The sequence below is a fragment of the Lacrimispora sp. genome, from assembly GCF_031982545.1.
Taxonomy (GTDB): domain Bacteria; phylum Bacillota; class Clostridia; order Lachnospirales; family Lachnospiraceae; genus Lacrimispora.
This window is the reverse complement of the sequence record NZ_DALYXB010000001.1, coordinates 383,286-407,398: the sequence shown is the minus strand read 5'-3', so window position 1 is coordinate 407,398 and position 24,113 is coordinate 383,286. Positions and strand designations below refer to the sequence as shown.

26 protein-coding genes are annotated in these 24,113 nt (G+C 42.1%); 23 read left to right on the top strand and 3 right to left on the bottom strand.

Features of this window, described 5'->3' with window-relative positions; all coding sequences use genetic code 11:
* Positions 1 to 30 precede the first annotated feature (30 nt).
* The 8 genes from ABS301_RS01935 (at position 31) to ABS301_RS01900 (ending at position 7,036) form a co-directional block, all read left to right on the top strand.
* Positions 31 to 885 (top strand): CPBP family intramembrane glutamic endopeptidase, encoded by an 855-nt coding sequence (locus tag ABS301_RS01935; RefSeq protein ID WP_349670580.1) that lies wholly within the window; start codon positions 31 to 33, stop codon positions 883 to 885.
* 53 nt (positions 886 to 938) lie between these two features.
* A complete protein-coding gene (locus ABS301_RS01930) occupies positions 939 to 1,478 on the top strand; it encodes a flavodoxin family protein (RefSeq protein ID WP_349670579.1) in 540 nt (179 codons plus the stop codon).
* The gene (locus ABS301_RS01925; protein WP_349670578.1) at positions 1,478 to 2,011 is read left to right on the top strand and encodes a GNAT family N-acetyltransferase; all 534 of its coding nucleotides are present in this window, start codon (positions 1,478 to 1,480) and stop codon (positions 2,009 to 2,011) included. The genes ABS301_RS01930 and ABS301_RS01925 overlap by 1 nt, the downstream gene beginning before the upstream one ends.
* Before the next feature lie 31 nt (positions 2,012 to 2,042).
* Entirely contained in the window at positions 2,043 to 2,864 is an 822-nt protein-coding gene (locus ABS301_RS01920; RefSeq protein WP_349670577.1) for a sugar nucleotide-binding protein, read from the top strand.
* Between the two features lie 46 nt (positions 2,865 to 2,910).
* Positions 2,911 to 4,095, top strand: coding sequence for a hypothetical protein (locus tag ABS301_RS01915; protein WP_349670576.1), 1,185 nt, complete (start codon positions 2,911 to 2,913; stop codon positions 4,093 to 4,095).
* Positions 4,096 to 4,176: 81 nt separating this feature from the next.
* The gene (locus ABS301_RS01910; protein ID WP_349670575.1) at positions 4,177 to 4,818 is read left to right on the top strand and encodes a TetR/AcrR family transcriptional regulator; all 642 of its coding nucleotides are present in this window, start codon (positions 4,177 to 4,179) and stop codon (positions 4,816 to 4,818) included.
* 141 nt (positions 4,819 to 4,959) lie between these two features.
* Positions 4,960 to 5,394, top strand: coding sequence for an SRPBCC family protein (locus ABS301_RS01905; RefSeq protein WP_349670574.1), 435 nt, complete (start codon positions 4,960 to 4,962; stop codon positions 5,392 to 5,394).
* A gap of 76 nt (positions 5,395 to 5,470) precedes the next feature.
* The gene (locus ABS301_RS01900; protein ID WP_349670573.1) at positions 5,471 to 7,036 is read left to right on the top strand and encodes a nitrite/sulfite reductase; all 1,566 of its coding nucleotides are present in this window, start codon (positions 5,471 to 5,473) and stop codon (positions 7,034 to 7,036) included.
* Between the two features lie 116 nt (positions 7,037 to 7,152).
* Here the strand turns inward: ABS301_RS01900 and ABS301_RS01895 are convergent, their stop codons facing one another.
* Positions 7,153 to 8,034: a helix-turn-helix domain-containing protein gene (locus tag ABS301_RS01895; protein WP_349670572.1), complete on the bottom strand. Its 882-nt coding sequence runs from the start codon at positions 8,032 to 8,034 to the stop codon at positions 7,153 to 7,155.
* Between the two features lie 156 nt (positions 8,035 to 8,190).
* Here ABS301_RS01895 and ABS301_RS01890 point away from each other — a divergent pair, with 156 nt between their 5' ends.
* The 6 genes from ABS301_RS01890 (at position 8,191) to ABS301_RS01865 (ending at position 13,590) form a co-directional block, all read left to right on the top strand.
* Complete coding sequence (locus tag ABS301_RS01890; RefSeq protein WP_349670571.1) at positions 8,191 to 9,264, top strand: Gfo/Idh/MocA family protein; 1,074 nt, start codon at positions 8,191 to 8,193, stop codon at positions 9,262 to 9,264.
* Positions 9,265 to 9,283: 19 nt separating this feature from the next.
* Positions 9,284 to 10,030 carry a sugar phosphate isomerase/epimerase family protein gene (locus tag ABS301_RS01885; RefSeq protein WP_349670570.1) on the top strand — a complete coding sequence of 249 codons (747 nt, stop codon included), beginning with the start codon at positions 9,284 to 9,286 and terminating at the stop codon, positions 10,028 to 10,030.
* Positions 10,031 to 10,051: 21 nt separating this feature from the next.
* Complete coding sequence (locus tag ABS301_RS01880) at positions 10,052 to 11,017, top strand: sugar phosphate isomerase/epimerase family protein (RefSeq protein ID WP_349670569.1); 966 nt, start codon at positions 10,052 to 10,054, stop codon at positions 11,015 to 11,017.
* A 21-nt stretch (positions 11,018 to 11,038) separates the two neighbouring features.
* A complete protein-coding gene (locus tag ABS301_RS01875) occupies positions 11,039 to 12,091 on the top strand; it encodes a Gfo/Idh/MocA family protein (protein WP_349670568.1) in 1,053 nt (350 codons plus the stop codon).
* Positions 12,092 to 12,315: 224 nt separating this feature from the next.
* On the top strand, positions 12,316 to 12,441 hold the full coding sequence (locus tag ABS301_RS01870; RefSeq protein ID WP_349670567.1) for a hypothetical protein: 126 nt from the start codon (positions 12,316 to 12,318) through the stop codon (positions 12,439 to 12,441).
* Between the two features lie 192 nt (positions 12,442 to 12,633).
* Positions 12,634 to 13,590 carry a hypothetical protein gene (locus ABS301_RS01865; protein ID WP_349670566.1) on the top strand — a complete coding sequence of 319 codons (957 nt, stop codon included), beginning with the start codon at positions 12,634 to 12,636 and terminating at the stop codon, positions 13,588 to 13,590.
* Positions 13,591 to 13,606: 16 nt separating this feature from the next.
* Here ABS301_RS01865 and ABS301_RS01860 read toward each other — a convergent pair whose 3' ends face one another.
* Positions 13,607 to 14,101 carry a MarR family winged helix-turn-helix transcriptional regulator gene (locus ABS301_RS01860; protein WP_349670565.1) on the bottom strand — a complete coding sequence of 165 codons (495 nt, stop codon included), beginning with the start codon at positions 14,099 to 14,101 and terminating at the stop codon, positions 13,607 to 13,609.
* A gap of 180 nt (positions 14,102 to 14,281) precedes the next feature.
* On the opposite strand from ABS301_RS01860, the gene ABS301_RS01855 reads away from it, so the two are divergent.
* The 4 genes from ABS301_RS01855 (at position 14,282) to ABS301_RS01840 (ending at position 18,346) form a co-directional block, all read left to right on the top strand.
* Positions 14,282 to 15,142 (top strand): EamA family transporter, encoded by an 861-nt coding sequence (locus ABS301_RS01855; protein WP_349670564.1) that lies wholly within the window; start codon positions 14,282 to 14,284, stop codon positions 15,140 to 15,142.
* Positions 15,143 to 15,221: 79 nt separating this feature from the next.
* Entirely contained in the window at positions 15,222 to 15,824 is a 603-nt protein-coding gene (locus tag ABS301_RS01850; RefSeq protein WP_349670563.1) for a DUF6273 domain-containing protein, read from the top strand.
* 144 nt (positions 15,825 to 15,968) lie between these two features.
* Positions 15,969 to 16,592: a gluconate 2-dehydrogenase subunit 3 family protein gene (locus tag ABS301_RS01845; protein ID WP_349670562.1), complete on the top strand. Its 624-nt coding sequence runs from the start codon at positions 15,969 to 15,971 to the stop codon at positions 16,590 to 16,592.
* 26 nt (positions 16,593 to 16,618) lie between these two features.
* Positions 16,619 to 18,346 (top strand): GMC family oxidoreductase N-terminal domain-containing protein, encoded by a 1,728-nt coding sequence (locus ABS301_RS01840; protein ID WP_349670561.1) that lies wholly within the window; start codon positions 16,619 to 16,621, stop codon positions 18,344 to 18,346.
* Positions 18,347 to 18,397: 51 nt separating this feature from the next.
* Here the strand turns inward: ABS301_RS01840 and ABS301_RS01835 are convergent, their stop codons facing one another.
* Entirely contained in the window at positions 18,398 to 19,291 is an 894-nt protein-coding gene (locus ABS301_RS01835; RefSeq protein ID WP_349670560.1) for a DUF2935 domain-containing protein, read from the bottom strand.
* Positions 19,292 to 19,427: 136 nt separating this feature from the next.
* Between ABS301_RS01835 and ABS301_RS01830 the strand changes: the two genes are divergently transcribed.
* The 5 genes from ABS301_RS01830 to ABS301_RS01810 are packed head-to-tail and all read left to right on the top strand — an operon-like array spanning position 19,428 to position 24,033.
* Complete coding sequence (locus tag ABS301_RS01830; RefSeq protein WP_349670559.1) at positions 19,428 to 20,060, top strand: NUDIX hydrolase; 633 nt, start codon at positions 19,428 to 19,430, stop codon at positions 20,058 to 20,060.
* Positions 20,061 to 20,064: 4 nt separating this feature from the next.
* Positions 20,065 to 21,039, top strand: coding sequence for a peptide-methionine (R)-S-oxide reductase MsrB (gene msrB / locus ABS301_RS01825; protein ID WP_349670558.1), 975 nt, complete (start codon positions 20,065 to 20,067; stop codon positions 21,037 to 21,039).
* A 49-nt stretch (positions 21,040 to 21,088) separates the two neighbouring features.
* On the top strand, positions 21,089 to 22,462 hold the full coding sequence (locus ABS301_RS01820; protein ID WP_349670557.1) for a PQQ-dependent sugar dehydrogenase: 1,374 nt from the start codon (positions 21,089 to 21,091) through the stop codon (positions 22,460 to 22,462).
* Between the two features lie 24 nt (positions 22,463 to 22,486).
* On the top strand, positions 22,487 to 23,041 hold the full coding sequence (locus tag ABS301_RS01815; RefSeq protein ID WP_349670556.1) for a beta-class carbonic anhydrase: 555 nt from the start codon (positions 22,487 to 22,489) through the stop codon (positions 23,039 to 23,041).
* Positions 23,038 to 24,033: a Gfo/Idh/MocA family protein gene (locus tag ABS301_RS01810; protein WP_349670555.1), complete on the top strand. Its 996-nt coding sequence runs from the start codon at positions 23,038 to 23,040 to the stop codon at positions 24,031 to 24,033. Before ABS301_RS01815 ends, ABS301_RS01810 begins: the two co-directional genes overlap by 4 nt.
* Positions 24,034 to 24,113 lie beyond the last annotated feature (80 nt).

Genomic DNA, 24,113 nt, shown 5'->3' with positions numbered 1-24,113 from the left:
ACCCCAACATTTCATTATTGGAGGATTTACATGAAGAAAGATAATTATATTCATCCTGTGTTATTTGTTTTAATTATTTATTTAATATGCTTCTCGTTCAGGGCTCTAGAATATCTGCTTTTCCGAACGGATCAGTCAATGTTTGGAGAAGCATTTATTCATAAACTGCTGGGGATTCTTGTGCTTGGGATAGCATTACAATATGTATCATTTAGATGGTCAGAAATTGGATTTACGAAACATGCAGTTGTAAAAAACATACTCTATGGTTTACTGCTTGGAGCGACCGTGTACCTGATCGCCTATGGTGCCGAATTTTTTATGCAGATATGGAGAAATGGCAGTCCTTCTTTGAAAATATATGCGACCAGCTATGCGATTGATGGCAATCAGGGTATGCAGACCGGTATCCTGTTTTTCCTGTTTTGCATTGTTGGGAACATTATAAATGTGGTTATGGAAGAGGGAGTCTTCCGTGGACTGTTCGTCAGACTTCTGGAGGCAAAGAAATCTTTTATAAAAGCAATGGTAGTTTCTTCTGTTCTCTTTGGTTTCTGGCATATTGCAGCACCTGTGCGGAGTTTGCTGGATGGAGAAATAAGCCCCATGGGGACGCTTTTGACTGCTACTATTCTTGTTCTAACCACTGGAATCACTGGCGCAAAATTTTGTCTACTGACTAAAATTACCGGGTCGCTTTGGATGTCCATGGCAGATCATTTTTTAAATAATACCATCATTAATCTTTTACATATCACAACAATATCAGGTGCAGATCAATTACAGGTAATTCGCATTTCCGTTGCTCAGACTCTCTCATTTTTGATTGTTCTCTTTATCTACTTTAAAAGTGGTGCTGGCAAAAAAAAGACATTTCGTAATTAACTATAAATACGTTTCCAGTGTAGCGGGTGGGATCTGAAAATGGAGGAACCAAGATGGCAAAGATTGCAGTATTAATAGGCAGTCCCAGAAGAAATGGTAATACAGAAATTCTTGCAAATGCGTTAATTGATGGAATTGATAAACAGGAGAACAGCGTAGAAGTGATTTCTGTAATTGGAAAAAGGGTTAACGGCTGCACCGGCTGCGATTTTTGCTACAGAGACGGCAGTCATAATTGCATACAAAAAGATGATATGCAGGATATCTACGAGAGACTTGCTGGTGCGGATGTTATTGTAATTGCAACTCCCGTTTATTTTTACGGTGTCAGTTCCCAATTAAAGTGTATGATTGATCGGCTGCATAATCCTATACGCAATACGTTCAGAGTGAAAAAACTTATGTTGCTAGCTGTTTGTGCAGATGAAATACCAGCCGTTTTTGACTCTCTGATCACTATGTATCATTCTGTACTAAGCTATTTTTCTCTGGAAAATGGGGGAGTAATTACAGTTCCGGGCTTATCCGGAAAGGGAGATATTTTAGGACATGCTGCACTTTTGGAGGCACGTAAACTGGGAGGAAAAATTTGATGGAAGAATATTATTTGGAAAAGCCCTGTAATACTGATGAAGAGGCCGTAAGACTTTTGACTGATAAATGGCGGTTGTTTGGCGGTAGAATGAATCCGGGGCTACTTAGACAATTTACCGGAAACTATACGGAATGGATGGAATATATTGATGACCAGAGTGCCGGTAGAAATATTGGAGATGAAGTGCAACAAACATTGTTCTTTCTCAAAAATAGCAATGGAACGATTTTGGGGGCAGTGTCTTTAAGGCATTTTCTAAATCACACAAATATTGTAGATGGCGGTCATATTGGATATGGGATATGCCCGGAATACCGGGGAAATGGATATGGCAGTCTGATTCTTAGTCTGGCTTTAAAGAAATTAAAGGAGATGGGGATCACTAAGGTACTTGTAACCTGTGATAGTGATAATATCCCTTCGCAAAGGGTTATTTTGCATCATAATGGAGTTTTAGAAAATCAGACCTTAGATGAAGATGGGATTGAGATTAACCGGTACTGGATAGACAATATAGCAGGTGGCTTGTAATGAGGAAACAGTATAACAAAGGAGTAGGTAAATGAGAATTCTAATTTTGGGTGCAAGCAGTTATGCTGGTCAGGCAATTGCGAAAGCACTTATTAATAAATATGAGGTATATGGAACCTATTACACACAAAAAACCAGCTGCCTGGATGAAAATAAAATGTTTCAAATGCAGCTTGAGGATACTGATTCCATAAAAAAAATATTGGATCAGATTCAGCCGCAAATAATAATTTCCAGTTTGAGAGGAGATTTTCAATTACAGCTGGGGTTACATACTATAGCAGCTGATTATTTATTGTCAATGAAAGGTGGAAAAATGATTTTTATATCCAGCTCCAATGTGTTTGATGGAGCTATGGAAAAACCTCATTATGAATCGGACAAAACCTATTCACAATCAGATTATGGAAATTTTAAAATTAAATGCGAACAACTGCTTCAAGGCAAATTAAATGAAAGATGTGTGATTGTCCGAATACCTCAGATATATGGAAAAAATTCTCCCAGGATTTTAAAGCTGGCAGAAGATACGAAGGACGATAGACCAATTGACACCTACCCTCAATTTTATGTAAATTATACAACTGATATTCAAATCGCAGAATGGATTGCCTATATCATAAAAGAAGATCTTGGTGGAGTATTCCACATTGGAACAAAGGATACTTGCGATTATATGTGGTTTCAATTGGAACTTTCTAAAATACTGGAATTAAAGGAACCTATTTTTCAGAAAGAAGAAAGTTTAGAGAAGTGTTTTCAGGCAGTGATACCGGGCAGAGCGGAAATACCGGATGATCTGCAACGCAGCGTAACTGACGTGTTGGAATATCTGGGGCATGTGCAGGAATAATGCCTTTTAAGGTGATTACCATTCTTTGCAAAGAAAAGAGGCAAATATGGAAAGAAAAGAGAGTAATATAGATTTAGCTAAATTGATTGCCCATGGTAAGGTTGAAACAAAATCTGACGGAGAAATAGTTAATGTATGGACGACAAATTCGATTACTTCGGTGGCCTTTAACCTGATCGGTGACTCTTATAAAAGACATTCAATAAGATTACCTGATAAATATCATATTCCTTTTCGCTTAGACATGACCATCATGATTGACTTTCCAGCACTTATATTACTTGTTGGCGATGGCCATATAGCCTTTGCCACACCCGATAACCACAAAATTGAAGATATCGCTAAACCCACTGGCAAGCCAAATCAGGATCATTGTCTATTTGATAATAAGCTGCCGTTTGGTGAATTCGTTGATATTTCTGTAATTATGAATTTTAATGAAATGCAAATCCTTGTTGGTGGTGAAGAGCGTTTTTATTCATATAAGTTACCATATGTGAAAGTCGCAAATTTAAATGAGTTAAATTTGAAAGGCTTTGGAATTGGGTTAACTGTGTCCAAACAATCCACACTCTGCATAAAATCAATATCGGTAACGGAATATGACGACAAGGTACCTGTTAATCACGATGTTTCAAAACAAACACCACCTAAAAAGGAGATAGCCGAAAGTCTTAAACCTACTTTTGAGTCCATTATAATGGATTTACCGTTGGAATATAAAAATGAATTACAGAAAATGGATGAATTTTTGAAAACGTTAAAACTAATGAAATTCAAGCGTACGATTGATAAAAGAGGCGGGAAAATTACCTACGTTTCCTCGGATTTCGGTTTTTCGTATGCAATACACATATTTGAGGATCGGCTTTCCCACTGCTTCAGCTGGTATCTTGTAAGCAGTGGAAAGCCTGAAACGTGGCACCGCAAGGCTGATTATATGGAGGAAGTACTTTCCGTAATTGCAAAAACAGATATACAATTTGCAAAACGTATTTTTTATGCTCTGAACGACTGTGTTGGCTGTTATGGTTCGCCTTGCCTTGCTAAAACACTCTACGAGTTTAATGGAGAGAAACGCATAACATGTCACGGACGTGTTATGCTTCGTATGTGTCACGAGGATTTTCAGGTTGCAAGAGAATTCTTTCACCATTTAAATGCATTATTAGATCGGAAAAGTGCGGAGGGAAGTTTGCAAACGGAGAAAATTTTGTTGCTTAAGTCATGATCTTTGATGCTTCAAACAAAATAATCATTGCATTTTTTAAATGATGGGTATATAATATTCATTGAACAGGTGGTGAATGAAATGAAATCGATAAAAGATGCAACAAGTCTAACCAGCCGCGATCTTCAGGCAATTGAGAGAAGAGAACAGCTTTTGGAGTCAGCAAAAGAATTATTTGCGTTAAAGGGGTTCCACGCGACTACAACCAGAGAGATTACAAGAAACATTGGAATGGCAGACGGATTAATCTATCATTATTTTCCGGAAGGAAAGAAGCAGATGCTAGACATTATCCTAAAGGAGTTTTTAGATGACCGGTATTTATTAGTTGAAGCAGAGATTGCCGGATTAGAAGAAACGCTGTCACTTAAGGAACTGCTGATTTCACTGGGGAATATATTCTTTGCTTATATTGCAAAGGATAAATATGTTCTTCAAATTCTTTTAAAAGAAAAAAGTGTATTCTCAGATGAATATACAGAGCGTTTCAGCCAGCATGTGAGTTTACTTCTGGGACAAACCATGAAGCGGGTTCAAGTATTTGTTGACAGAAAAGAAATTCGTTCTTTTGATATCTTTATGATGGTGAATCAGTTTTGGAGCGCGATCTATTCCTACATTTTACAGGATGTGTTTTTTGGTAATCACAGTTTTTATCACAGTGACCGGGAACATTATCTGATTCAGGTCGTTGAATATACACTTTTAACCTGGGAACTATAGTACTGTAGATTCCAGGTATTCTTTATAAAAAGTAATTCACTGTTTGTTCAGTGAAAATATAAAAGTCAGGAAGCCAATCACGCATTAAATGGATGAGGTGTCTGAGTAAAAACAATAGTCAGATCTCAGGAGGAAATGCTAATGAAAGAAATAAGAACAGAGATACGAATTAATGCATCTGCCAGTGTAGTATGGAATGTTTTAACTGATTTTCGTGCTTTTCCTGATTGGAATCCATTTATGGTATATTTAAAGGGAAAACCGGCAGTAGGAGAAAGAATAGAAGTTAAGATGGTTCCACCAGGTTCAAAAGGGATGGTTTTTAAACCAACAGTTTTGAAATTTCAAAGAGACAAAGAATTTCGCTGGCTAGGACACACTGGCTTTCCGGGATTATTTGATGGTGAGCATATATTAGAATTAATTGAGAATTCGGATGGCACTACGACATTTATCCAAAGAGAGATATTTAATGGCATCTTATTGCCTATGTTAAAAAAGTCGTTGGATAATGGTACAAAAACGGGATTTGAAGCGATGAATAAAAGATTAAAACAGATTTGTGAAACAAAATAAAAAAATTATTTTATTCTATTCCGGTTTTATGGTAAAATAAAACTATTAAATCATATAGGTTAATAGGAGAAAAACATTGAAGGAATACAATAAAAAACTAAAAGAGGAAATAGCTGAATTCAGAGAAGCCGGTCATAAGTTCGTGAATAAGGAAATTACGGCTGCTGAATTTAAGGGAAAATCCGGAGGCATGGGGGTTTATGCACAAAGGGGCGGCAAAGCTTTTATGATTCGTTTAAGGATACCCTGCGGGATTTTATCATTTTCCCATTTGAAATTAATCCATAAATTTGCCGTGCAATATGGTTTAGAGAGAATTCATCTTACAACCAGGCAGGCCATTCAGCTTCATGATCTGGATATTGATTCTGTCTGTGAGATCATGGAAACCGCCATTGACCATGGTTTATATACAAGAGGGGGCGGCGGCAATTATCCCCGTAATGTCGCCTTGTCTCCCCTGTCTGGTGTGGATAAAACGGAAGTTTTTGATCCTACTCCCTATGCGCTGCAGGTAAACCGGTATGTAATGGAGCGGATTATGGAATATCATTTGCCCCGTAAATTGAAAATAGCATTTTCCAACAATGAAGCGGATACTGCCAACTGTACCATCAATGATTTGGGCTTTATGGCAGTCATGGATCAAGGAACTCCCTCTTTTAAGATGTACCTGGCAGGCGGATTAGGCAATAATCCTGCAGTGGCTTTACCATATGATGAATTGATTCCCCCAAATCAGGTTCTGTACCATGTGGAAGCTGTTACAAGAATATTTGCGGCAGAAGGAGATTATGAGAATAAGGGAAAAGCAAGACTGAGATACATCCCAAAAAGGATGGGGGAAGAAGCGTTCATGGAGTGTTACAAAATGCATCTCGCCCAGACGAAGGAATCCATGGACTTAACTATAAATATGGAACCAGCCGAAATATGTGAGGCAGCAGATAAGCTGCAGTTTGCAGAGATCCATGCAGACAGCAGTAATCTGATTGCCCAAAAACAAGCGGGATTTTATACAGCTGTCATTCATCCCCAGTGCGGACAGCTGCCTGTAAAAGCCCTTGAAGAAATCATTACATTTTTGGTGGATAAACAGCAGGACATCCGCCTTAGTATGACGGAAAGCATGTACATCCGCAACCTGTCCAGAGAAGAAGGAGAAAAGCTTCTTGCAAGTATGGGAGAGATCAATCAGGTAACCCCAATTGGTATGAGTGTGAGCTGCGTGGGAGTACCGACCTGCCAGATAGGAGTTTTAGAGAGTCAGACATTATTAAAAGAAATAAACAGGGTACTGATGGAAAACAAGATAAAAACGGATTATCTGCCGGGAGTTTCCATATCGGGGTGTTTTAATTCCTGTTCCAGGCACCAGGTAAGTGAAATTGGCTTTGTCGGCTGTAAAAAACGTATTTCCAATGCTCCGGCAGAAGCCTTTGAACTTCATATAGGAGGAGCGGCAGGGAACGGGAACACCCATTTGGGGGAATGCCTGGGTGCAATAAAAAAAGAGGATATTCCGGACTTTATGGTAAAACTTTCTCAGGCATTAAATGCCAAAGAAATGTATTTTATGGACTATCTGAAGGAATACCAGGAAGAGTTTGAGGATATGACGAAACCTTATCTGATTTCATAAATGAGTATCAGGCAGTTTAAAGCGTTGAACTAAAAAATCAGGATTGATGGCAGGGAAAATTGCCGTCAATCCTGATTTTTTTGTTTACAGTAAGGACTCTGCCCCTATGTAAAAGTTCACTTTAGTAAACAGGGACATTTGCTGTTATCCCAGGGAAGACATTCCTGCTGGCAATGTTTCAGTGTATCGTTTTCTTTATATACATCAGTATATTTGTGCGGACTGACACCAAATATGCACATAAAGGCCCGGTAGAACGTGCGCATGCTGTTAAACCCGGCGCTCATGGCCGCCTCCGTAATCGTGGATTCCTCATTTTCTAACAAGATACCTGCGACATGCCTGCAGCGAAGTGAGTTAACATATTCACTGATACTGCATCCTACATGCTTGTTGAATATGTGAGAAAACCGGCTGGTACTGTAGCCGAATTCCTCAGCAATGGATTTTAGGGATAATGCGTTTTTGTAATTATTATGAAGATAAGTGAGAACATTGCGTACCAAAGCATCGTCATCCTTTGTATGCGTATTTTCCATCGGAATGTTTTCTGTCAGCAAAGCCAGAATTACATGAATATACCCTCTGGCAGCCATGGATTCAGGTGTTTTTCGCTGCAGTTCACAACAGCACCGCATGCAGCGGGCCACCTCCTGAGTCAGAACTTTGTTGGATATATGACATAAGGAAAAGGTCTTTCCCTTCAGTTTCTTTTGAAAGACAGGTATATAGGAAAGGGGTATCGTCATCACTATGGTATCTGAGTATTCAGGAGTTAAATAACGGTGCACGGTATAGCTTGGCACCAACAGCAGTTCCCTGGCCTGGATACAGTAAAGTTTCCCATTTAGAGCTGCTTCCATGGTACCGCTGCGTACATATACCAGTTCCAATGCACTGTGGAAATGGGGAGCGCAGTTGTTATTGATGGAATACCAGGAGGAAGAGTTAGCCTGACTATCCCGGGATATCTCGTAATTATAGTTTGAATCGATCATTGCAAGCCTCCTGTTTATATAAAAGAAACGCAGCTAATTATGGCACAAATTATGTTTATTACGGCAAGATAATCCTGTTTAATTATATTATAATCAAATTATAAAAAATTACAAGTAACGGGTTAATCAACATTGAGCAATGAAAGGAAGGGGTATATGAAATCATTAAAGCTAGGAATTATAGGGTGTGGAGGCATTGCAAACGGCAAGCACCTGCCGTCTGTTAAGCAGGAAGGCAGAGCCGAAGTTGTGGCTTTCTGTGACATTGATGAAGAACGCGCCAAGGAAGCTGCAAAAAAATATGGCACAAAAGATGCTAAGGTATTTACGGATTACCGGGAACTGATCAGGCTGGATTTGGATGCGGTTTATGTTTGTACGCCCAACCGTTCCCATTGTGAAATCACGGTAGCTGCACTGAACGCCGGCAAGCATGTCATGTGTGAAAAACCCATGGCTATCAATTATAGTCAGGCTATGGAAATGGTAGAAGCAGCGAAAAAAACTGGTAAACTGCTGACCATTGGTTACCAGAACCGTTATCGGGCGGACAGTATTTACCTCAAACAGGAATGTGCCAATGGAGAACTGGGTGAAATATATTATGCAAAAGCAAAAGCCATCCGCCGCCGGGCAGTTCCAACATGGGGTGTATTTTTAAACGAATACGAACAGGGTGGCGGACCGCTGATCGACATTGGCACCCATGCACTTGACCTGACGTTATGGATGATGAACAATTATAAGCCAAAAAGTGTGGTAGGTACCGTATATCATAAACTCAATGGCGAGAGACAGCCTGCCAATGCCTGGGGATCATGGGAACCTGACAATTTCACGGTGGAAGACAGTGCTTTTGCATTTATCGTTATGGAGGATGGAGCCACAATTACTCTGGAAGCAAGCTGGGCACTTAACTCCCTGGATGTCCATGAGGCCAAAACCGTTCTCTGCGGTACCAAAGCAGGTGCGGATATGCTCAATGGGCTGACGATCAACGGCACCAAAAATGACCGTTTATATGAACTGAAGCCAAACCTGGAAGCAGGAGGAGCTGCTTTTTATGACGGTGATGTAATAACTCCTGAGGTGACGGAACAACACACTTTTTTTGATGCGATACTTGGTACTGGAGCATTGGTAGTATTGCCGGAGCAGGCTGCAGTCGTTACACAGATTTTGGATGCTGTTTATCAGTCTGCCAGAGAAGGACGGCAGATTCTATTATAAAACAGAGAGGTGGTATTTTATGATTTTGATTGAGGAGTTCAATCTTCAGCTTTATTCACTGCGTGAACTGACCAGAGAAGATTTTTCTGATGTTCTGAAGCGGGTTGCCGGAATTGGTTATACCGGTGTGGAATTTGCCGGTTATGGAGGTCTTACTGCCAGCCAGATGCACAGTTTGCTTAAAGAAAACGGATTAAAGTCCATAAGCAGCCACGTACCGCTGGAGCGTCTGATCAATGATTTGGATGAGGAGCTGAGTTATAACCGGGAGATCGGGACAGAAGCAATTATTGTGCCTTATTATCCCCTTAAAACAATCCACGATACGGAAATTCTGGCAGAACAGCTTGCACCCATTGCCAGGGCTGTGCGCAGTGCAGGTTTTACGTTTGGTTATCATAACCATGCTCATGAATTTGTGAAGTCAGAAGACGGAACAGTTCTTCTGGATTTACTGATGCAACTGACAGATCCCATCGATATGGTGTTGGAATTAGATGTATATTGGGCAGCTTATGCAGGTGTGGATGTGCTGGCATACATGGAAAAACAGAGGAATCGTATCCGGCTGCTACACTTAAAACAAATGGCCGATTTTGAAAGCAGGAAGTGTGTGGATTTAGATGAAGGTGTTCTGGAGTTCAAAGCGATTATATGCAAAGGATTGGAAATCGGAGTACAGCACTGTATTTTGGAACAGGAGGAATTCGCTGTATCTCCATACCAGAGCATAGAAAAAGGATATAAACACATTATGAATCTGTAGATTCCCGAAAGGAGTGTTCGTATGAAATTAGGAGTATTAACCGTTCCGTTATATGACCGGAGTGCAGAGGATGCATTCCGCTATCTGAGCAGTCTGGGGGTACAGACCGTGGAGATTGGTACCGGCGGCTCGCCGGGCAGCAAACATTCCAATCCAGAGGAGCTGCTTTCAAGTGAGAGCAAATTGTCGGCTTATAAGGATATGCTGAAAAAATATAATTTAGAAATCAGTGCATTGAGCTGCCATTCCAACCATGTACATCCAAGTGCAGAGATCCGTGCCCAGGCTGCTGCCGATTTTACCCGGACCCTGCGCCTGGCAGAGAAACTGGGAGTCGATACCGTGGTGAGTTTTTCGGGGTGTCCCGGTGACTATGAAGGAGCAAAATATCCCAACTGGGTGACGTGTTCCTGGCCGACGGATTATCAGCACGTCCTGGATTATCAATGGAATGAGAAATTAATTCCTTTCTGGCAGGGAGCTGTTGCTGAAGCTGCCAATTACGGTGTCAATAAGATTGCATTGGAGCTGCACCCCGGATTCTGTGTATACAACACTGCTACATTGCTGAGATTAAGAAGAGCAGTTGGTGATGCAATCGGTGCAAATTTCGATCCCAGCCACCTGTTCTGGCAGGGAATCCGCCCAGCTGAGGCAATTAAGGCACTCAAGGGCGCAATCTACCATTTTCATGCAAAGGATACAAAGGTGGATACGGTTCAAACACAGATCAATGGTGTACTGGATACCGGAAACTATGGTGATTTATCACAACGCAGCTGGTCATTCCGCACTGTTGGCTGGGGCCATGATGGGGATGAATGGAAGGAAATTATCTCTGCTTTGCGGCTGACCGGTTATGACGGGGCCATCAGTATTGAGCATGAAGATGCTTTCATGTCCGTTGAGGAGGGACTTGAAAAAGCCATTGACTTCTTAAAGGATATCGTTATTCACGACCGGCCTGCACAGGCGTGGTGGAATTAAAAGTCAGGAGAACATTGGATTATGGAAAAGAAAAAATTACAGATTGCCTTGATTGGATACGGTGGCATGGGAAGCTGGCATGCCCGTATGCTTAACGATATAACTGAAACCTGTCTGTGCGGTATCTGGGACATTGATCCCGTCCGCAGGGAAGCTGCAGCTGCGGACGGAATACATGTCTATCAGTCCCAACAGGAATTGCTGAATGACATGACAGTGGAAGCGGTAACCATTGCTACTCCAAATGATACCCATTTACCTGTTGCACTTGCGGTCATGAGTGCAGGAAAGCATGTAATCTGTGAAAAACCTGTGGCACTAAACTGGGAAGAACTGACACAGATGGCTGATTATTCAAGAAAGATGGGAGTCTTTTTCACGGTACACCAAAACCGCCGCTGGGATGAGGATTATCTTATCATAAAACAATTGTATGACCGGCAGTCGCTTGGCAGGACTTTTAATATTGAGAGCCGCGTACATGGATCCCGTGGAATACCTGGAGACTGGCGAAATCAGAAGGAGCATGGCGGCGGCATGGTATTGGACTGGGGCGTGCATCTTCTGGATCAGATGACCATGATGCTTGGAGGCAGAAAACCTCTTAGCGTTTTTGCACAATTGACGAATGTTACCAACGAAGCGGTTGATGATGGCTTCCGTGCATTATTTCAATTTGATGATCATCTGACTTTTTTAGTGGAAGTGGGCACCAGTAATTTTATCTCCATGCCCCGCTGGTATATCCAGGGAGAAAACGGTTCCGCGGTTATCCATGACTGGAAGTTAAACGGTGAAATTGTTATGGTTTCGGATTGGGAAAAACGTGATGCAGTACCGGTCGTAACCGCAGCGGGACTGACTAAAACCATGGCTCCCCGCACGGATGAAACAGTGAAAAAATATCCGCTGCCGGAAGTACATGCCGATATTCGGGATTTTTATCGCAATGTTCATGCTTGTATTCATGAAAGAGCGCAGCCACTGATTCAATTGGAAGAGGTTATGGAAGTTATGCATATCATGGAAGCTGTGTTCCGTTCGGCGGAGCAGAACTGTGTAGTGTACTTATAGGAAATTAACAGGGCTGGCAGAAGTAAACGATTGCTTCTGCCAGCCCTGTTATACTGCAATGAAAGAAAAACATGATTTTACTGAGTTCTATGCGTATTTAGGATTATTACCAGGGTGAGAGGACAGGGGTAAAAGCGGAATATACATTGCAGGGTATCGATATGGAGGGCGAAAAATGTAAGGTCCTTATCGTCAATCAAAAAGTGAATGAGGAGCGGAAACCTATGATTGAAACGGATAGTAAAAGTCTTGCGTGGCTGAACAATGCCGACATGACAGCGGTTCTTGAAGATAGTAAAGAAGGCCCTGTGGTAAGGATATTCGGTCAAGGGTTATCTTGCTTATCGTGATGATAAAATCGTTGGCTAGTGTAACTCCAATACGAAATCAGATTGTCTGAAATGCCTGTCAACTTCATTTCGATAAGAGCAGATCAGCTTATTATTTGCAGAGAGTATTAGAATCTTCCGGAACAAAAACACCCCGGATGCATAAAGTAAGGTATGATACCACTGTGTGCATAAGTCCTGAGGGGATGTTAAATGGGATTTCTGGTCAGACTGCTTGAAAAAGGCAGCTTAAAAAAACCGCTTCATTTTACGCTGGATAAAATTGTGGAAGAATACATACCTGCCGGAGAAGTGCCTCCATATGCGCAAGAGCTGAAAGCTCTTGCCTCTAAGAACAATCTTAATTTAAAGGATATTGCTGAACTGGCTGTCTTGGTAAGGTCCGAGATTGACCAGCTGAAAGATGAAGTGGAAACATTTGTGGTTGCAACGGAAAAGGCGAAACGAGTACAGTCAAACCTTAATTTATGGAATGAAATTCTAAATGAATTGACCTGTGATTATTCTTATCAGGATGAGGTGACCGACACCGATACGTTTGTCCATTCAAAAGCGGTGGAGGAGATTCCACGGATGCACCATGCCATAACTCAGCTTCTTGGGGAAAAAGAAGTCCTGCAGCTGGAATCACAGCTTGTTCTTCAGTCAGAGATTCTGCAAAGCAGCATATTTAACTTAGAGCAGACACTGCTTGCCATGGGCCCTGAGATCAGGAATCTAAAAGAAAAGAGATCGAAACTGGAAGAAGAAATCAAAAGCTTTCAAAAAGATGCAGAAGAGTTGAAGCAAATGGGGGAAGCAGCTGATCCGAAGCGATCCACACAGTTATCAGAAAAAGGCAAGTCACTGGTTATCAGAAAGAAGAATCTCGCAGTCAGCGAAAAAGAGATGAATGCCTATATGGAGGCAGTGCAGAAAACGGCGATCCAGATATTTAATGTCTTTAAAGAGGTATCCCGGTCTGCCGCAGAAGGGGTAAGAACTGCAATTAACAGGCTGATTGCAGAAAACAGAAAAGCATTAAGGAAAGCGGAGGATACACAGGGCTTTACCGAAGGGAGAAAAAAGCTGTCCCAGCTTTATACACTCCTTGAACTGCTTGATGACTGTATGAGGGTTTATCAGAAATATGACCGGCTAAAGTCATAATCTGACATAGCCGGTCTTACTGATCTTCTAAAGATGAAAGAAGTTTCTTCAATAACTGGTCCAGCTGGGCCAGTTCTTCTTTTGTCAGCCCTTTTAACAGGGATTCTTCTGTCTGGGTATGGGTTATGACCGCCCGGGAAATTAGTTCATAACCTGCGTTGGTCAGCTGAACGTAGATTGTTCTTCTGTCTTCGCTGTCATGAACTCTTTTAACCAAATCTTTTTTCTCCAAAGTGTCAATGCGGTTTGTGATGGCTCCCGAAGTGATCATAAGTGACTGATACAGATCCGTGGGTTTTAATTTGAATTCTCCGCCGGAACGACGCAGTGTTGCCAACACGTCAAATTCACCGCTGTTTAACTGATAGAGGGAAAAATTCTCTGCCAATCTCCTTTCTGAATGCTTGACAGTTCTTTTCAGTCTTCCCCAAACCGCCATCGGTGACGCATCTAGATCCGGAAGCTCATGGGCCCATTGATCGATTATTTTATCAACATTATCTTTTTTCATATTTTTAGTGTAACACCTGTAATTAAAAAGTACAAGATAATTTTAATGTAAAGTTACTTAACTTTAAATATCTTAACATTAAAATACTTGACAATCGAGATGACGAGCGATACACTTAATATATCTTAAGGTTAAGATACTTAGACGTGAGATAAATAATAAGGAAAAGAGGATAAAAAAATGAAGCAGACGAAAGATATATTACTTACAATGCTGACTCCCATGTTATGGGGATCCACATATATCATTGCCTCCGTATTGATCCCCATACAGCGCCCGGTGTTTGTTGCATTTATGAGAGCATTTCCCATAGGACTGATTTTGCTTTTATGGTACAGGAAACTGCCGAAGGGAATATGGATCTTAAAATCATTGATACTTGGAAGCTTAAACATTGGAATATTCTTTCTGTTTTTGTTTATTGCGGCTTACCGGCTGCCTGGAGGAATCGCATCCATCATAGGAAGTGTACAACCGGTATTTGTAATATTTTTCAGCTGGATCCTTTTAAAAGAAAAACCAACCATGCGGTCTTATGCTGCAATTGTCATGATGGTGACGGGAGTTATATTACTTCTATTTAAGCAGCAGATGGCCATTGACGTATGGGGCGTGTCAGCTGCTTTATGCGGTGCAGTGATAATGGCCCTCGGCGTGGTGCTGACTAAGTACTGGGGAAAACCGGAAGGGATCAGCCAGATGGTGTTTACTTCCTGGCAGTTGTTTTTTGGCAGTCTGATTCTGATTCCGGCTGTGATTATTATGGAGGGCAGCATACCCGCCCTCACTCCTGTTAATATTGCAGGACTTGCCATACTTGGAGTAGTTAATACCGGACTTGCCTATTATTTATGGTTCCGGGGAATCGAAATCCTTTCTCCTGTCCGGGTATCACTTTTAAGTCCGGTGAATCCCTTAACAGCATTTCTTTTAGGTTATGTGGTGCTGGGGCAAAGCATCAGCCCCATTCAGCTTGCAGGTGTTGCAATCATTATAGCCAGTATTTTTGTCTCACAGAAAAAGACAGCAAAAGCAGGATGATTGCCTTTTAAAATAAGCCATGTTACAATGCAGATAAAGATTGCAAAATAATGCAAATAAGATTTGTACAGGGGGTAACATGCAGACAGGAGATAAAATTTCGTTTGGAAACTATCAATGGCGGGTACTGGAATTACTGGAAGACAGGGCTTTGATTATAACCGAATACATCATAGAACGACGTCCTTACCATAATGTTTATAAAGAGACAACATGGGCTGACTGCGCAGTAAGAGCGTATTTAAACGGTGAATTTCATGACAGATTCAGTGTGGATGAACAATCAAGAATAATTCCTGTCCTAAATAGAAATCCTGATAATGAGTGGTATGGTTGTGAAGGCGGAGCTGATACTCAGGATACCATCTTTTTATTAAGCATGGAGGAAGCGGCGTGCCGGTATTTTGGTGACAGCAGCTTAAAGCTTTATAATCCTGGAAGGAACCAAAGGTATTGGTTTGAACGAAAAGATAAGAACAACAGTAAGAGAATTGCCAGACGTGAGGGGGAAAAGGGCAGTGACTGGTGGTGGCTGCGTTCTCCAGGCCGTGTAGGTATAAAGGCCGTATATATCCATGGCGATGGTAATATAGGGATTCAGGGCAACAATATATTAATTGGAAATTTAAGCGATGGCGAATGCAGAGGGGGCGTTCGTCCCGCTTTATGGCTAAAGCTGTAATACTGTTAATAAGCTGCAGACTAATAAAAAACCGGCACAGGCCGGTTTTTTTGTATCAAAAAGGATGAAAGGAAATGTGATACTTTTTCAAAGGGATTCATAGTATTTTATGAACATGCATTTTGGAAGGAATCAGGTGAAACATTGGCTGAAAACAGGAATGGTTTAAAAGATGGATTATGGGATGAGAATTCAGTCTACGATTATGTGGTCAATACAATGAAAGCCTATGCTGATGCCATGGTGCCCCATTCACCGGATCTGGCAGAGTTATATGGAAGGATTCAGTTTTACGGAGCAGTGGAATCCTATACAGCGGAGTATTTAATCATGTCTCTTGACAGCTATCCAACACCATTTGCAGTCGCTGCAGCGGAACTATTAAATATGGCAGCAAAACAGTATCTGATGGAAAAGGGAGAGGACCCGGATCTGCCAAAAGATTCAGGAGGACTTTATTTCTCAAAATTATCCCAGGAAGACAGGCTGAAGATTGTTGACCGGATCAGCAGCCCGAATGGCATCATTTATATACCTGCAGGCCTTACCATGAAACAGGAAGACATCGTTCCTGTCATGTCGGCATTAAACCGGCTAACCATGATGGGATATTATTCTGAGTGGTCCGGCTACGGATCCACAAGATTTATGTCTCCGGATAAACGCATACTGGAATATCGGCCAATCGGCTGGGAACAGGTGGGGTATCCGGGACCTTCTAAGGGATACCGGATAGCAGGAGCCTTTAACTTTGCTCAGAAAAAGTGAGGAATCAATATTGACTGGAGGTGCGTATGGATAACGGATTTGATGGGGATGTAATTGTGATAGGGTCAGGAGGCGGAGGCGCGGTTGCAGCAAAAGAACTGGGGGAAAAGGGATTGAAGGTGCTGATTCTTGAGGCCGGACCCTGGTATGGCAACCGGAAGTGGCCGGAGCCCAACACCAGTGCAGGTGAACAGGAAAGTTCCAGTAACGAAGATTTGGATATTCAGCTGCTTAAAACCAACTTTACTGATTTAGAGGATGACATGAATGATGCCATTACAGGAAAATTCAGATGGGGACCAGCGGACAGAAGTACCAGTCCGTGGAGCAGAATTATTGAAAAGGGCGGTTTTGTCTGGCAGAGTGCAGGAGTGGGAGGAACCACACTTTTATATTTTGCCAACTGTCCCCGTGCTTACCCTGCTGCATTTGAACGTGACTGGCCAATCAGTTATGAGGAAATGATTCCCTATTATGAAGAGGTGGAGCAGACTCTTCCAGTCCGTGAAGCCACAGCTACGTCTAAAGAAGATCTTTTTCTCTACGGCGCCAGAAAGATGGGATTTACATATACCGATGAAATAAATTTAACCAAACCCGGATTTCGCCTTCAGCCCAATGGAATTCTTGGCATTAATCCCATGTTAAATAATCCGGATTTTGATCTGGATAACAATCAGGCGGTGGGCTGTACTCTTCGCGGTCACTGTGTAAACGGCTGCTGCATCGGCCCCAATGTGGGAAGTGTGGCAAAGCGTTCCACCCTGGTCAGCTATATCCCCTATGCTCTGGCGACGGGAAATGTAACCATTATGCCAAATTCATTTGTGACTGCTATTCACACCGGCCAAAATGAGGAAGAAGGTTTGTTTGCCAACAGCGTAACGGTTAGAAATACATGGACTGGAGAAATCAGGGAGTTTAAGGCCAAAGTGATTGTTTTGTCTGCCGGCTCCATCGAATCCCCCAGACTCTGGTTAAATTCCGGTCTTCCTGAAAATGAATGGGTGGGAAAAGGATTGACCACTCATATGATTGACTGTGTATCCGGAATTTTTGAAGAAGAGGATCTGATGAATATTCTGGGAATGACTGAAGTAAAGCCTTATGTAGGACAGAATTCGGCTGCCAGGATGGATTATCCCGGACTTGGAGCTTTTGAACCCTTTGGAACCAGTCCCGGTATTAATTCCACCATGATTTACGGAACGAGCCAGAAGGGGTACTATTTTCAGAATCAGACCAGGGAAGAAGAGGCCTGGGACAGAGAAGGCATTATTGCAGGAGAACTTTTAAAAGAATTTATGCGAAATTATAACAAGACTCTTAGTATCGTAGTATTTTCCGACGACGATGTAAGTCAGAAAAACGGGGTGACACTGGATCCGGAGCGCAGGGATGAAAATGGCTATATACCAGTGATCAGCTATGAGATCAGTGATGCTGACAGAGAAAGAAGAGATCAGCTTGTGGGACTTGCGGCGGAACTGTTAAAAAAAGCAGGAGCGAAGACCGTCAGCCGGGCTAACTGGCCGCCAGATGTGTGTGCTCATATTATGAGCACCATGAGGATTGGATTTGTTACAGATACGAATTGCGAAGCATTCCAGGTAAAGAGGCTGTTTCTGGCAGATAACAGTGTTTTATGCAACGGACTGGGGGGCCCAAATCCCACCCTTACCACCCAGGCTCTGGCTGTAAGGACTGCAGAAAAAATTGCGGAAAAATATTTTCCATCAGCAAAGAAAGCCTGAAAGAACCGTAAAAATGCGCCTTAGACCAAGGCGCATTTTTTATGGCTTTACTCAGCTTCCTGCATACATAAGATAGATAAAATGATTTGCCTCCCTCAGAAGGTGATCGGTATAGAGTGCCAGCATGATTGCCTGAATTTTGCAGGTAATCAGTCCGTTTGTGGTATCTGACTTAAAATCACTGATCGCAATGGCATCGGAAAGAATTTCCCGGTCAGAAGGGAAGGTATCCGGATTCATTTCGGCTGTGCTGAGCAGATCAAAGGTATTGGCAAACTGGTTGGCAGCGTTAAAATATGAAGCTTCCGTAGGATCTAACTGTCCGCGCATTACCTTTGCATGATCAGCCATATTCTGTGACCAGAATAATTTATAATTAGCCAGGAGCGATTCATCCCGGTTTTGAAGCCGTTTCAGAATTTCAAGGTAACGTTTGGCTTCCATAAGTATATGTAAGATGTCGGCTGTATACATCATGGTGAAAAGACCGCAGGATACACGTTTGTTTAAGAGATCTGCCTGAAACTGGACGAAGGAAGTGGTCAGGTTTAGAAGATTCTGGTTCAGCATGAATACATCCTGTTCATTTTTGTTGGTTGCGGTGTAATCGGCGGTGCAGGGTACAATGTCATAAGCCATGCGGGTCAGCTGGGAATTGATTGTAATTCCGGTGTTAAGCTGTGCAAGTCTCTCTGCTTCTTCCGTATACTGGGTATAAAACTGGCCGGATTCAAGAACACTTAAGGGTATGACTCCGTTTGACAGCTTAATGGCGACTTCTAACAGCTGGTCGTATTGCTGTTTGTATGTATCTGCCTGATCTGCATATTCTTTTCCAGGCGGGGGCATAGTAGCCTCAATAAATATGGCATGCTCTTTTAATATGCGGATCCAGAAAAGATGGTACTGGAGTGAGCATTGTATATAGGATTCTTTCGAGGTCATAAGGGTTGCTCCATTATTTTTAAATTACTGCATTCTATGCTGATTGGATAAGAACTATTCGTCCATATCGATTCCTTATATTGTGAGACGCATAAAAAGATGCTATAATTGCTCATAGCAAAAAGGAGGTGGCGTTTTGGACAGGCAGACATTTTCCCGCAGAAAACCCGGAATGGTTGAGGAAGAAAAATACAGGAAGTATGGGGTTTTAATACCCGTTCTTACAATTGATGGAGCAAAGTATCTTTTGTTTGAAAAACGCTCCAGCAACTTAAAGCATCAGCCCGGAGAGATTTGCTTTCCAGGAGGTAAACTGGAGCCGGGAGAGACACTGAAAAAATGTGCAGTCAGGGAAACCATGGAGGAGTTAAACGTCACTTCCAGGCAGATTAAGGTGCTTGGACCTGGAGATATCTATATTTCTCCCTTCCGGCTGATTATTCACTCTTTTATCGGTGAACTAAGAGATTATAAAGATACCTTCAGCACCGATGAAGTGGAAGAAATCATAAAGGTGCCTCTTGACTATTTAAAAAGCATAACACCGGAAACATATGAAAGTATGCTGGTTACGGAGCCTCCAGAAGATTTTCCCTATGAATGGATTCCAGGAGGCAATCAGTATTCCTGGACGAAAGGAACCCGGGATATTTTGTTTTACCGGTATGAGAACTGGGTGATCTGGGGGATGACGGCGCAGATTCTTCAGTCCTGTCTGGAGCTGATGAAGCAATATTATTTATTTGATTCTATAAAGGAAGAAAGGTGATACCATGAAAAAAGAGATATATTTAGCAGGCGGCTGTTTTTGGGGAACAGAAAAATACTTGGAACATATTCCTGGAATTTTAAGTACAGAAGTGGGTTACGCCAACGGAATAACGAAAAATCCCACTTACGAGGAGGTATGTCATAACAATACCGGTCATGCGGAAACCGTTAAAGTGGAATACGAGGATTCTGTGATAGGACTGCCCTATATTCTTAAGCTTTATTACGATGTCATCAATCCAGTCAGTGTAAACCGTCAGGGCGGTGATACCGGTACACAGTACAGAACCGGCATTTATTATACCGACGAAGGGGATAAGCCGGTAATTGAAAAATCGGTGGAAGAACTTCAAAGGAATTACAAAGAGAAGATTGCAATCCAGCGGCTGCCTCTTACCAACTATTACAGAGCGGAAGAGTACCACCAGAAATATCTGGATAAAAATCCTCAGGGCTACTGCCATATATCCGGGGATAAATTTGAAAAGGCAAAGCTGGCAGTGGATAAAAGCAAAAAATTTCCGTCAAAATCAGAGAATGAGCTTAAAAATGAACTTACAGAAATTCAGTATCAGGTGACCCAGAACAATGGGACTGAAGCTCCTTTTCAGAATGAATATTTTGATGAATTCAGAGAGGGAATCTATGTGGATGTGACAACCGGAGAACCTCTTTTCTTATCCTGTGATAAATTTGAATCCGGCTGCGGCTGGCCAAGCTTTTCCAGACCGCTGACACAGGATCTGCTGCAGGAGCTTGATGATAACACCCTTGGCAGACAACGCACAGAAGTGCGTAGCACATTAGGCGACGCCCATCTTGGTCATGTTTTCACAGATGGTCCTCAGGAGATGGGGGGACTGCGCTATTGCATCAATAGTGCAGCCTTAAGATTTATTCCCAAAGAGCAGATGAAAACGGAAGGGTACGAAGCATATCTGCCATTACTCCATGCAGATGCAACCAAACAGGATTGATATTTTCCGGCACGGTGAATATAATAGTAAAAAATACCAGGTGAAGTGAATGTTTCGTGAGAATAACGGCAGCAGGATTCACTCTTGTAACGACGGCGATCCTGCTCCCCGGCGTTATTTAAACCCTGCTGATATATATATTGTAAAAGGGTATGGGATAGAAGTATTTTTAGAAAATCTCAATTCACCGGCAGGCATCGTTTTTGACGAGGAGGGAAGTCTTTATATTGCTGACTCCGGCCTGTCTACAGGCAATCCCCAGGTTTTAAAAGTGGTAAATGGGGAGATTGAACTGATAGCGGAAAATTTTGTTATCCCTATTTCCGGAATTAATTATTTAAATGGCGTTCTTTATGTATCTCACAGAGGTTTCGTCACCAGAATATTCAGGGATGGTACAAGACAGAACATTATTATGGGTCTGCCAAGCAATGGTGATCATTACAATGGTCCGGTTGCTTTTTCGCCGGACTATAAGATCTATTTTGGGCAGGGAACCGTTACCAACAGCGGCGTCGTAGGAAATGATAACGAGTGGGTACCGGTTTCTCCATTGTTATGTGATTATACGGGAGATTATGTCATGCTAAACGGTCAGAACTTTGAAACGGATAATATTCTGACAGAAGCAGTGACGGATGATCCTGCATTTACCGGTGCTTTTTCTCCTTATGGGATTCCGAATATTGAGTTTGAAATTAGAAAAAAACATGTCAAAGCCTCTGGCAGCATTCTAAAGGCAAACCTTGATGGCTCCAATTTAGAACAGGTCGCCTGGGGATTTCGCAACCCTATTTTTCTAAAATTCAATAACAGCGGTCAGTTATATACAGTGAATAACGGGTTTAATCCGGTAGGAAGCAGGCCCATAGAGAATGCAACCGATGATTTCTATTACATAACCCCGGAACTCTGGTATGGCTGGCCTGATTATTCAGGAGGAGAACCGGTAAACTCTCCAAGATTCACACCTACAGGCGGTTATCAGCCTACTCTGCTGTTAAAAAACCAGCCAAACATTCCTCCAAGACCCTATGTAACTTATCCGCCTAATTCCACTCTGATGAGCTTTGATTTTAATTACAGTCAGAAATTCGGACCTTATGGTGACGTATACGTAGCGGAGTATGGCAGTACCATAAAAACAGCAGTTGGTGACGGATTGTCCTATGCCGGTGCCGGTCACCGAATTTCTAAAATTGACATGAGGGCCAGAACCATCAGTACATTTGCTATCAATATGAGTGGATTTCCTGCATCTCTTTCCAAGGGAGGCGGACTTGAACGACCAAGTCATCTGCTGTTTGGTCCCGATGAATCCATGTATGTTGTGGACATGGGCCTAAATATCGAAGGGGACCCCAATATCTTTGTTCCTGGAACAGGAGTGATCTGGAGAATATTTCGTACCAATGATGAATGACTCATGTAAGGAGAAGAACAGAATATGTTAGAAGAGATACTGGAATATAACAAAGAATTTGTTAAAAATAAAAACTATGAAAAATTCATCACCAATAAATATCCGGAAAAGAAAACGGCAATCGTGTCCTGTATGGATACAAGGCTGACAGAGCTGCTTCCAGCTGCACTGGGATTTAAGAATGGAGATGCAAAGATCATTAAAAACGCAGGAGGGGTTATTTCCCATCCCTTTGGAAGCGTTATGAGAAGCCTGTTAATCGGGATCTATGAGCTGGATGTCAGGGAAATTCTGGTAATAGGCCACACGGACTGCGGAGCCAGATATACAGACAGCAGCAAGTTGATTGAGCTGATGAAGGAACGGGGAATCAGGCAGAAGGATATCGATTTAATCAAATATTATGGAATTGATTTTGAATCCTGGCTGGGTGGATTTAAAGACTTAGACCAATCCATCAAAAAATCAGTGGAATTGATCCGAAACCATCCACTGGTTCCGGAAGAGATCCGGGTCTATGGACTTGTCATTGATTCTGTCACAGGTGAGTTAAGTGAAGTTGAGGAGAAGGGCCTATGAAGCTAGGGATTGTCGGTTCAGGAATCATTGTAAAAGAGTTCTTATCCATTGCCCACCATCTGAAACATACCACAATATTATCTCTCTGCAGCACAAAAAGGAGCGAAGATGATGCCAGAGCCCTTGCAAAGGAACATTTAATCGGGCAGGTTTTTACAGAGTATGAAGATTTTTTAAAAAGTGAAGCGGATACGGTATATTTGGGATTACCCAATCATCTTCATTTTTCCTATGCATACCAGGCATTGATGACAGGAAAGAATGTAATTGTGGAAAAGCCATTTACTCCTACTATAGAGCAGGCCACGGTTTTAAGCCGGACAGCCAGAGAGAAACACTTATTTCTGTTTGAGGCTGTAACCACTTTATACCAGCCGGATTACAGGAGAGTGAAGGAGCTGATTCCTTCTCTTGGAAGCGTCAGACTGGTCCGGTGCAACTATTCTCAATATTCCAGACGGTATGACCGTTTTAAAAATGGGGAAGTGCTTCCTGCTTTTGATCCTGCGTGCGCCGGAGGTGCCTTGATGGATATTAATATTTATAACCTCCATTACGCTGCGGGCCTTTTTGGAATGCCTGAATCGGTTCATTATTTTGCAAATATAGAAAGGGGAATTGATACCTCCGGAGTGCTTTTACTGGATTACGGAAGCTTTCTTTGCACCCTGACCGGAGCCAAGGACTGCAGTGCACCAAATTCCTGTATTATTCAGGGGGACAAGGGTTATCTGATACAGGATAGTCCGGCGAATATCTGTGAAGGGGGCCGTGTGATTTTAAATGACGGAACGGAAGAGACAGTAGCCGATCATTCCCATAGTCATCGAATGATCAGCGAGTTCCTGGAGTTTGAAAAGGTGATTCATTCCGGTGATCTTACCACCTGTTACCGCTATCTGGATCATACTCTTTGTGTATGCGAAATTCTAACTCAGGCAAGGAGAATGGCCGGAATTGTATTTCCTGCAGATGGACAAGAAGTGCAGTAATTATGATTATAAAAAACGCGTCCTGCCAGGTTCGGTTATGTTGCCTGGTTAAGACGCGTCTTTTTATTTTATATTCCCCA